The 9,993-nt window shown below is 42.9% G+C and carries 11 protein-coding genes and 1 tRNA gene; 3 read left to right on the top strand and 9 right to left on the bottom strand.

All coding sequences use genetic code 11. From position 1 onward, the window contains the following. Positions 1-109 precede the first annotated feature (109 nt). From DOT_RS16910 to selD, 4 genes are all read right to left on the bottom strand, one after another. Positions 110-184, bottom strand: a tRNA-Glu gene (locus DOT_RS16910). A gap of 413 nt (positions 185-597) precedes the next feature. Then, positions 598-780 (bottom strand): DUF3343 domain-containing protein, encoded by a 183-nt coding sequence (locus tag DOT_RS16905; RefSeq protein WP_009621235.1) that lies wholly within the window; start codon positions 778-780, stop codon positions 598-600. A 10-nt stretch (positions 781-790) separates the two neighbouring features. Next, on the bottom strand, positions 791-1,384 hold the full coding sequence (gene yedF, locus DOT_RS16900; RefSeq protein ID WP_009621234.1) for a sulfurtransferase-like selenium metabolism protein YedF: 594 nt from the start codon (positions 1,382-1,384) through the stop codon (positions 791-793). 14 nt (positions 1,385-1,398) lie between these two features. Then, on the bottom strand, positions 1,399-2,421 hold the full coding sequence (gene selD, locus DOT_RS16895) for a selenide, water dikinase SelD (RefSeq protein WP_009621233.1): 1,023 nt from the start codon (positions 2,419-2,421) through the stop codon (positions 1,399-1,401). Positions 2,422-2,506: 85 nt separating this feature from the next. On the opposite strand from selD, the gene DOT_RS16890 reads away from it, so the two are divergent. Continuing rightward, positions 2,507-3,622: an aminotransferase class V-fold PLP-dependent enzyme gene (locus DOT_RS16890; protein ID WP_040412562.1), complete on the top strand. Its 1,116-nt coding sequence runs from the start codon at positions 2,507-2,509 to the stop codon at positions 3,620-3,622. Between the two features lie 211 nt (positions 3,623-3,833). On the opposite strand, the gene DOT_RS16885 is transcribed toward DOT_RS16890, so the two are convergent. The 4 genes from DOT_RS16885 to DOT_RS16870 form a co-directional block, all read right to left on the bottom strand. After that, positions 3,834-4,307 (bottom strand): C-GCAxxG-C-C family protein, encoded by a 474-nt coding sequence (locus tag DOT_RS16885; RefSeq protein WP_009621231.1) that lies wholly within the window; start codon positions 4,305-4,307, stop codon positions 3,834-3,836. 121 nt (positions 4,308-4,428) lie between these two features. Then, the gene (locus tag DOT_RS16880) at positions 4,429-5,169 is read right to left on the bottom strand and encodes an acyl-CoA dehydratase activase (RefSeq protein ID WP_009621230.1); all 741 of its coding nucleotides are present in this window, start codon (positions 5,167-5,169) and stop codon (positions 4,429-4,431) included. After that, positions 5,166-6,434: a double-cubane-cluster-containing anaerobic reductase gene (locus DOT_RS16875; RefSeq protein ID WP_009621229.1), complete on the bottom strand. Its 1,269-nt coding sequence runs from the start codon at positions 6,432-6,434 to the stop codon at positions 5,166-5,168. The genes DOT_RS16880 and DOT_RS16875 overlap by 4 nt, the downstream gene beginning before the upstream one ends. A 542-nt stretch (positions 6,435-6,976) precedes the next feature. Beyond that, a complete protein-coding gene (locus tag DOT_RS16870; RefSeq protein ID WP_009621227.1) occupies positions 6,977-8,047 on the bottom strand; it encodes a hypothetical protein in 1,071 nt (356 codons plus the stop codon). 119 nt (positions 8,048-8,166) lie between these two features. Between DOT_RS16870 and DOT_RS16865 the strand changes: the two genes are divergently transcribed. Further along, positions 8,167-8,463 (top strand): hypothetical protein, encoded by a 297-nt coding sequence (locus DOT_RS16865; protein WP_009621226.1) that lies wholly within the window; start codon positions 8,167-8,169, stop codon positions 8,461-8,463. A 3-nt stretch (positions 8,464-8,466) separates the two neighbouring features. Here DOT_RS16865 and DOT_RS16860 read toward each other — a convergent pair whose 3' ends face one another. Further along, positions 8,467-9,189 carry a DUF1385 domain-containing protein gene (locus DOT_RS16860; protein WP_040412560.1) on the bottom strand — a complete coding sequence of 241 codons (723 nt, stop codon included), beginning with the start codon at positions 9,187-9,189 and terminating at the stop codon, positions 8,467-8,469. A 151-nt stretch (positions 9,190-9,340) separates the two neighbouring features. Between DOT_RS16860 and DOT_RS16855 the strand changes: the two genes are divergently transcribed. Further along, positions 9,341-9,973: a hypothetical protein gene (locus DOT_RS16855; RefSeq protein WP_009621224.1), complete on the top strand. Its 633-nt coding sequence runs from the start codon at positions 9,341-9,343 to the stop codon at positions 9,971-9,973. Positions 9,974-9,993 lie beyond the last annotated feature (20 nt).

Genomic DNA, 9,993 nt, shown 5'->3' with positions numbered 1-9,993 from the left:
CATCATGTAATATTTAGTTTTCTATTACCAAAAATCACCAACCGTTGTTTTCTATTAAACAATGAATTGGTGATCCTTTAAGTAAAGCAATAACTTGGATTAATAAAGCTGGTAGCCCCAAGGTGAATCAAACCCCTGATTTCGCCTTGAGAAGGCGACGTCTTAGCCGCTTGACCTTGGGGCCATGTTTTCTAATACCTCAAATTAAATATTCATAACTAAAATGATATGTTTAATCATTTGCTTTAGCTTATGTCATTTATTATAGTCTTTTTCTTACTCATAAGCTAGTAATTTCAGAAAATTTTTTCATTAACTTTGATTCCTCCATTTCTAAGCGTTTAAAATTTAGCACCTAATAAATCAATCACAATTTTTTGAGAAAAAGAGAGAGTAAAATCAGCTAAGTACGCTGATTTTACTCTCTCTTTTGTTATTACTATTTGATGGAGCAAACTGCCACAACGATCATTATGTGCCTATTATGCAACTTATTTATGATAACTACAGCACCTAGTCGACGCTATCTGTCAAATAGAACCTCGCTATACAATGTGCCTTGCGAATTTGCCAATGCCTGATAGACCGCTGACACAGCTATGTTGTTTCCTTCAAAAGGGCATTAGACGCAATATAGTCGACGACTCGGAGCGCGATGCCGCACCCGGCTTTGATGCTGGACGGCAATGGCATCACCCCTACCGAATGTCCTCCCTGCAACAGCGCTTTTTCGGCAAAAATGGCCTCATGTGTGTTGGCGAAAGTAAGAATATAAGACACCAAAAGCCTCCTAAATATTGATAAGCCGCTTCGCACCAGCCATAGCTGTAACGATGCCATACATGTTAGCGATCTCACCGACTCCAAGCTTCTCCGTAATTTCGTAATAATTAGTGCAGGTACCACAGGTCAGGATAACTGTTCCAGCAGCTTCCAGAGCACGCAGATCTTCTAAGCTGTTAGAATCACTACTGGTAAGATGTGACCCCGAATTGAAGAACAAAACATGCGTGGGCGGCGGCACAAGCTCCTGCAGGGCATAGATAAAACCTTTGATCAGAATATGTCCCAGCTCCGGGCTGCCTTCCCCCATGGTATCCCGGCCGATAGCAACGACCAACCCTGAACCATCCTCTGTCGTTTGACTTACTACGGCACAGCCTCCGCCTGCAACGATTGTCACTTCGATAACACCGTTTTCTTTTTGCATATATTCACTTTGATAACCCAGACCCGTTGCCATCTTTTGCAGATTTTGCCGTGAAATATCGCTGTCGACTAAGACAACGACAACCCCGCCTTCTTCCCCTAAGGCCTCGAGAGCCTTTTTGGCACGGATAACAGGTATGGGGCAAGCAAGTCCAAGCGCATCAACTTGAGTCATATATCCATTCCTCCTTATCGTAATAAAATCGGTAAGTCTTGCGCTAAAAGCACTTCGCCAACTATCGCAGCCTGCGGTTCGACTTCCTGAATAGCACTTAGCAGCTCTTGAGCATAGGGTTTGGGCACGCTAAGAAACAACCCACCGGATGTCTGTGGATCCAACATCAGTTCTTGCAAAGCAAAAGTAGTATCGCCAAACTCCACAAAGCCCTGCATATAATTGCGGTTGCGTTGTGCAGCTGCAGTCAAGAGATAATCTCCGGCATACGCATAAGCTTGCGAAATATATGGCAGCTCGGAGGGATATAGGAGCAACGATGTAGTGTCTCCAGCCATTTCCCTGGCATGTGCCAAGAGCCCAAATCCTGTGATGTCAGTACAGGCACTGATAGGAAAGCTGTGCATTTTCTCCGCTGCGTATTTGTTAAGTCTCTGCATGGAAGACAGTGCCGCCTGCACTGCCTGTTCATCGGCCATTTCTCCACGCAACGCCGCCATAACAATGCCCACGCCAAGCGGTTTAGTGAGGATCAGTTGATCCCCCGGTACCGGTGTATTGTTGCGCCAAATCCGTTTGGGATCGAGGCGTCCAGTGACTGCCAACCCGTATTTCGTCTCTTTGTCATAGATGGAATGTCCACCACAAAGCACTGCCCCCGCCTCTTGTATCTTTTCCGCGCCACCTGATAATATTTCACCCAAGGCTTCCAATTCCATGTGCTCCGGATAACAAACAAGATTCAAGGCGAAAAGCGGTGTACCACCCATAGCGTAGACATCGCTCAAAGCATTGGCAGCTGCGATGCGGCCAAATAAGCGGGAATCATTCACCATCGGTGAAAAGAAATCGACAGTAGAAACAATGGCAGTATCTGCATCAATTTGATAGACAGCAGCATCATCGGAGGCATCAAAGCCAACCAATAACTTGGGATCGCTGAAAGCAGGTAGGACGGACAACACCTTGGATAATTCGCCTGGGCCAATCTTAGCTCCGCAGCCGCCCGACGTGCAGTTTGACAATAAGCTTATCATACGAATCACTTCCTTAACCGAGGTATTTGCATTATACTAAGTATTAAATATTACCACTTCCTACAGATTGGAGAAAAAAATATAAATGATTTATTTGGATAACGCCGCTACAACCCTAAAAAAACCGCTTTGCGTCAAAGAAGCTGTTTTACAGGCCATGGATACGTTTGGTAACGCTTCACGTGGAGCGCATACACCGGCCCTCGACGCCCTTCGAATGATGATGGAAGCGCGGATAGCATTGGCCTCGCTTTTCAGACTTAGTGGTGACCCTATGCGCGTTGTATTTACACCCAATGCCACTGCAGCTCTAAACATCGCTATAACCGGTATCAAGGGACATATCGTCACGACCGCTGCCGAGCACAACTCTGTACTGCGACCGATATATCGGCGGGAGAATTATACTATTGTTCCTTGTGACAATTTGGGATGCATTTCGATAGAGGCAATTTCCTCTGCCATCCGACCAGATACTGGTGCTGTGGTACTCGCCCATGCTTCTAATGTCACCGGCAACGTATTAGATATTCAGTCTATTGGTGAATTATGTGCAGCGCGTGGCGTGCACTTTATTGTCGATGCCGCCCAAAGTGCTGGACTTTTGCCTATCAATATGAAAAACATCTCCGCGCTTTGCTTTACAGGCCATAAATCTCTCTTTGGGCCGCAAGGGACCGGCGGGCTTTGTTTAGGAGCTGATTATAGGCCCCTACCTCTGTATGTGGGGGGAAGTGGCCATCATTCCTTTGACCACAAACATCCTCAGGAATTGCCTGATGCGTTGGAAGCTGGTACGCAAAATGCACACGGGATCGCCGGGCTGTTGGCTGGCGTCCAATATATACAATCCACTGGACTGTCAGCAATCCACAACCAGGCTGATACGTTAGGGCGCCTATTTGCGCATTCGCTTGCTGATACTCCTGGCGTTACGCTATACGGTGATCTGGCTGCACCGCTCCGTACACCCATAGTCTCTCTCAATATTGAAGGATATGACTCCGCTCAAGCAGCCAGTCTACTTTTTGAGAAGTACAACATTGCCGTGCGCGCAGGGGCCCATTGTGCACCGTTAATGCATGACTCGCTCAGCGTATCCGGCTCTGTCCGATTTTCCTTCTCGCATCTAAACACACGAGAAGAGACACAATTCGCTGTTGAAGCCGTGCGCGCTTTAGCTAGTGGTATTGGAATGTAAAACAATTAGTATCTTACCATTTCTTATATAGTGTTTCAATTAACCAAAACACTATATATCCTCATTCGTTTCGGATTATGTATTTATTATAGAATAAAGTATAATCTTTTAAAACTGGTAAGCTAGTCATTTTCAATGTTTTTCAGAATAAATTATATGGCCTTGGTCTGGCCGGGCTATATAGCGATGTTTCAACTCATGGCTTGTTTCCCTATACTTCCACTGGTTGGATTTTTTCTTTAAGCGCTTCATCATCGATAAATTTATTTGCTACCCAAGCTGCAACTTCCCCTGTAATTTTCACGCAGTGCGCTTTTCTTTCAGGTGAGTTAAAGACTAGATCTTTGGTGATCACTCGGCAACAGGTACTCTTATATGATTTTTTAATATGGTCATGGAGTTCCGCCGCAATAGGGAACATTCGATTATCCATCACATTGCCAGGGTCTCTTCCGTAGACCATTCCCAAGGCCATTACGCCACCACTGATAGCTCCACATACACACCCTGACCTACCGATTCCCACCGGAAACCCCGCAGCCAAACGAACAATTGAACGATCTAAAGGCCAGCCAAGAAATTCATTGAGGGTATGAATCACGGATTCTGAACAATAAAATTCACCTCTTTGGAAACACCCTCCCGCTTTTTTCCTTACATCTGCAATCATTTTTTCTTTATCCATTCTATCACCCTCAATTTCACAGATTAAATATTTCTTCTTATGGGCACTCCTTAAATCCACTCCTCACTGGGACACACTGATAATAGCACTTGCTAACGAAAGCAAGTGCTATTATCAGTTTTTAGGCTAGTAATGCCGCGCCGAGAGCAGCTGTCATTTCAGGCTCTGGCGGAATCACGACTTTCTCTTTTAACTCCTGTTCGAGAAAACGGACAAGGAGACTGTAATGGGCGCCTCCTCCAGTAAATATCAAGCACTCCGGATGTCCAACGGATTCAACAAAATTAGCAAGACGTTTTGCTGTACTTTTGAAGAGACCTGCAATCACCTCAGGTTTAGGTGTTCCTTTGGCAAGCATGGTAATGACTTCAGATTCGGCAAAAACCGTACACATGGAATTAATAGGGATTGGCTTTGCTGCTGCGGCTGAATCCAGCTCATCGGCGGTTAGATCTAATCCCTTGAGGATAACATCTAAAAAACGCCCGGTTCCGGCAGCACACTTATCATTCATGATAAACTGTACAACTTTTCCAGCAGGATTTTTTTTAATTACCTTAGCATCTTGCCCCCCTAAGTCTAGAATATACATTTGCTCTGGAAAATACGCATGACAACCCCGGCCTTGACAGGAGATTTCTGTAATCACTCGCCCCTCAGGAAAATTTACTCGACCATAGCCAGTAACTACAAGTTTTTCCGGTTTTTCTCCATGTTTTTCGACATAAGAATTTATAAGGGTTATCCCTGCTTGGACAGAGTCAAAACGAGAAGGTATGACTTGACTGTATACTCGCTCTCCGTTTTCAAGTACAACTAACTTGGTATTAACCGAGCCGAGATCTAACCCAGCCTGCTTCATGCACGAATCATCTCTAATAGAGCCTCAATCCGTGTTAAGAGTTGCCCTTGATCTTCTGCGGAAAAATCACTTTCTAAGCGCAAAAAGGGAATTGATTTCTTTTCCATTTCATTACCCACAAAATAACTTTCTACACCATAAGGCTGACAGAACTGCAAGGAGAAATCAATCACGGCATCGGCTTTGAGATTTTCAGCCATGAACGTGATATCTTCCATGCGCCCTTGGTTGGGAGTAAAGCAAGCACAATTAACTTTTAAGGGGCGTTTAGCGATATTGGTGAGCATGTCCGAGACATTATCCGCAGGCTCTGTGACATCCTTATAATAGCGTTCTCCTGTGCAAGTTTCTTCCCCGACAACAACTGCCCCAGCTTGTTCGATTAAGGCATGAAGTTTCCATGCTGGAAGGGGTTGAGGGGTTCCGGTCACAAGAATTCTTGGTGCGTCTACGGGGGCGACACCGATCCCCTCTTTGACCCTCAGGTCAAGTTCGTCACACAGAGCATTTACTTGAGCAGCGAAGCGTACAGGATCATCAAAGAAGGAGAGTTGATTGATCAACAACACATCTAAGCCATGAATAGGAGCTGGCTTGTGTTTTCTCAAGTTGGCCAATCTTTGTAGCGCTTGGCGCTTATTGTTAATCGTCTGAATTCCTTGAGCTAGATTTTCGGCGGTTAAATTCACTTTAGTTTCGCGTTCGATGAAGGAAGCGAATTCACGCACTTCTTCTTCCCAAAGACGGGCATCTTTGGCGTCTTTCTTTTGCGGGAGTTCCATTACATACGTTGGGATATGTTCATTGAGAATTTCCCACGCTTTCTTTTTCCCGTCGCAAGTTGTCTCTCCGATAACCCAATCGGAAACTTGAAAATATGGGCAAATCCTGTCGAGTTTAAAACCCATAGTGGACTTAATCAACGGACAGAGGTTGCGCGGCAAGACTTTTTCCCCAGAAGAAACTGTATACTGAGCCCCAGCACATAATCCAATGCTTGCACTCCCTGTCGCTACAACAATTTCTTCAGGAACATAGACGCAAAAGGTTGAAAACACTTTAGCGCCAGCTTCTTTCTGAGCATAGAGTTCGTGAACTCGGATTCCATGCACATCCCCAACGACTGCATCAAAATACCCCATTGCGTTAGGACGATTGGGTCTATCTAAAAACAAACTCGTAAAAATCGCTGGTACTGGGGCCAGGAAATCGTCATGTTTCTCTAAATCCATACCCAAGGCAGTCCATAGTTCTCTGTTATCCATTTCTTTATCCTCTCCGTTCTAATATGATTTTGTCGATACCGTTGATCTTTGTTTATTCATTCAACTAATACAATAGGCCAACCACAGAAGTAATTCCCTCTATTATAATAATTTACTAATTTCATTTTATCACTAAAATGATATATATTAAAGGTTAACTTTATAGCCCCTCCACTTTCCTTTGAGTATTTCACCTCGGATCATAGGCAAAAAAAGCCCTTACCATTTCTGGTGAGGACAAGAGAGAGTTAAGCGTAATCCGGAAGGATTGCTACATAATACTCATTGCAATATCCGTGCCAACTTTCAAGTTATCTCGATACTTATCTATAATTCTACCTTGCTCAGGATTTAAGCTGCTTTAAACGTTTAAATTTTCAAAAAATACTCTCATCCTTAAGTCAAATAAATTACATCAAAGCCTATTTTCGATTTATTTCGATACATTTTGCCCGGTAAGGTGTTCTATATCGGAACACTTTGCCTTATAATGATACACTTACCTCTTAGAATTTGACAATCTTGTGTAAAGTCTTAGCAGGCTAGGATAATGACTTTCTAAGTTTTAAGGCTACCTCATGTGTTAGATCATAAACCTTTTCCGCTACTTCAATAGTACAGCTACCCACTCCACAGCTTGGAGTAATTATCGACTGGCTTAACAAAACCTTTCTGTCAATACCATTTTGAACAAAAAAAGCAACATGTTGTTCAAAGAGTGTGGTCAAATCATCCGCTGTTAGCTCTAGAACTTTTGAGTTGGTTGGGATTAATCCCCAGGCTAATACTCCGCCCCTTTCCATAAAAGCCTTAAGTTCTTCTATATATACAATCATGCTTGTAAAATACTCATAGGCATCAAAGTTTACAATATCAGTTTTTGACTGAAGAATCATTGACCAATCTGTACTGGCGCAGACATGAATTCCGGCGATTCCCTGAGCTAAATGAATAGAGTCAACTATTTCGTTCAATTCATTAGTTATTTCTTCCTTCTTCAGAGTGATGAAGGTCGACTGACCATAGCCGTATAATCCTGGCTCATCGATAAAAATGATTACAGGTTTGTTATACTGACTTAAAGTTTTGGTCTGCCAAAAGGCTTGCAACGCAAGAGATTTAACAACAATTTCTCGCAATTCTGAACTGTAATAAGAAGATCTTCTGTCTTGATCCGTTAATTGAAGCCCCAGGGTGACTGGGCCTGTTACTTGGCCTTTAATGAATTTAGCCTCATTAAAATCACCATTTGTTAACTTTGCCAGAAAAGCATAAAATCCTTGCGCTGATTCTTCAGGGAATGAAAACAAATCAAAGTCATTCGAATTACCTTCGATTATTTCTAAATATTGATTGTAAAAATTAGTCACTTTGTCTAACCAATTTGCCTGAGAGGTATCAAAGAACAGTTTCCCATCTTTCTCCACTACCAAACCCAGCTTGAACAATGGAAAGGAATATTGATTTAACATGTCTTCGGAAGAAGCCTGGTTGGGCAATTGAGGCCAATGGGGTATTTCGTTTAAGGTTTGAATCAATTCTAAGGCATCCTTCGTCTTTAAATGCGGCAAACTGCCAATGCCTATGGCTAATAATGATAAATCAGTTTTCAAATTGCATGCTCCTTAGCTTTTATTGGGTACTTTTTTACGTCATAATCAATAAAATATTCTACATTGTTACTTCTCCCTCTACAACACGCTTAGACAGCTTGGAAGGGAGAATACTATTTGTGAAAAACCAGAAGGGGTTGAGAACCTTGGATAGAGATGATTTCGCCATCAAAAATGGATTTATTAGCTATGAGGAAATGCTTTCTAACAGCATTACAATTGTATACGACTATGGAATTTCCTATTTTGCGACAACCATTCACGATAATGACTGGTTGGCTTGGATAGACAAACGCCCCGAGCAAGTTATAGGTATTTTTGAAACCTTGGAAAAAGCCCATGAACGACTATTTTATGTTTTCGCAGAGAAAGAATTCGAACAGATGAAAATTAGGGATCCTGATCATTTGTGTTAAGACTTAGGCGGGCACTATTCTTTCTTCGCATTCTATTGCTTTAGCTAATGTAGCAATAGCGACTCGCATCTGCACTTCAGTCGGTTCTGCAGTGACAATGTATTTCTGGATGAATGCAGCGATCAGAAACGCTCGCTTTAAATATTGACGACGTGAACTCCAGTTAAAGATTTCATAACCAATGGATATGGATACTATCAACACAAACAATGGCATCTGATACGTCACCACAGTTAGCAAGATCAAGATGGGCAACAAAATCACGACTAAATTAGTTCCACATCGTGCACTAACTCGGCTAGCTTCCTTTACCGCACTCAGTGAAAGATCTCCTCCACTTGTATAAATGTTAAATGCTTTATGCTCTGCTCCATGAAACTGCCAAAGCCGTTTCAGGGAAAATACTAACGTAATAAGAACAATGCCATAGATAGCGAGCACAGGCCAAACTGACTCAGTTGCTGACATTTCAGTAGGAGGAAATATCCAATCCCACGGCGTAATAAGCAAAAAGATCATAGCTAGAAACAACTTTAAATTGAGCTTTGCCAATCGCGAAACTCCGCGTAAAAAAGGAACTTTGTCCATTAGATTAAATATTCTTATCCCGGGCAACCGACTTACATTAATTGATATTTTTCCTTGTGATAACTTCCCTCGAACTACATGCGTGTTAGTGGCAAATGTAATCCCATTAATATGGGCCCGCCCTCCTATGACCGCCAAACGTCTCACCAACCTTCGAATTAGTCTCTCAGTGGTTAAGCCGAAACCTTAGTTTTTGATGTCGCTACATGTTTAGGCGACTCTTAGTTACATGTACATAATTTAAATCTGCACGTCATAATTCATAGTAGGGATTGTTAGGAGGTGTGGAATGCCAAAACGAACTAATTACCAAAACATGAAGTTTAATCCTCTATATATTGTGGTGGGAGCTCTCTTGTTAATAGCTATTTTCAGAACCCATGGCGATAGTGCTGCAACGACAGCGCCCATTACAACGAATTGGAATCTACAAGATTTAGACATAACTAAAAATGGGAATGCCCTACGCGCCTTGCTTTTCCTGGAAACTAATAAAACACCTACATCTACCAGCCCTTCACCGAGCACGGTGCTCAATAAACCTGCTGATTTCTACGGTCAGTACCTTCGATTTACCGGTACAATCAAATCTGTACGATCATACTCTCCTCAAAGCAGTCTCGCGACAATAATTATTGGTAATTCTACTGAAATGATTATGCTGACAAACGATGCTAGCACTCTGCTTGATTGTTTCCTTATTGGTAGCAATTTGTCTCTGACACCTGGGTCCGCTGTAACAGTTTATGGATATTCTCCCGGAATACGATATGCCCAAGATGCGCAAGGAAGAGTTACCCCCCAACTTGCTCTAATAGGCCATTTCGGAACAGTATCGTCCTCAACTCCCGATGTCTCTCCCAATACAACGTTCCCTGTCTCTCCAAGCTTAATTTCCCCTATCTCTCCCTCGCCTTCATGAATCGGAATCCAACTCTGCTT

It is taken from the genome of Desulfosporosinus sp. OT (genome assembly GCF_000224515.1).
Classification (GTDB): Bacteria; Bacillota; Desulfitobacteriia; order Desulfitobacteriales; family Desulfitobacteriaceae; genus Desulfosporosinus.
This window is presented reverse-complemented; position numbering and strand designations above follow the sequence as displayed.